At 44.3% G+C, this 244-nt stretch carries 1 pseudogene; it reads right to left on the bottom strand.

The features are described from left to right. Positions 1 to 244, bottom strand: a pseudogene (locus tag AAEZ05_RS29810) (hypothetical protein); the annotation flags it as partial.

A 244-nucleotide genomic window follows, 5' to 3' on the forward strand; every position in this document is an offset into this window, starting at 1 on the left:
GCTAAGTGCAGCCACCAATTTGTCGCATAAGACCTTGCGATGTCGATAGCTTAGATCTGAAGATTTCTCAATTATGTATTTTTTGATCAGTCGCCTTCTGTCTGTGTCAAGGTTGATGTCGTAACGTGCAAACTCTTCACCTAAAGTCTCTTCGCGATCATAAATATCGAACGGGCTGAGTAAGTGCCGAAGTTTCGGTGCGTACGGGATATCTAGAAAAGGGTGTTTCAGCATTGGCCATTGC

The organism is Pseudomonas sp. HY13-MNA-CIBAN-0226 (assembly GCF_040310305.1).
In the GTDB taxonomy this organism is placed as follows: Bacteria; Pseudomonadota; Gammaproteobacteria; order Pseudomonadales; family Pseudomonadaceae; genus Aquipseudomonas; species Aquipseudomonas gregormendelii.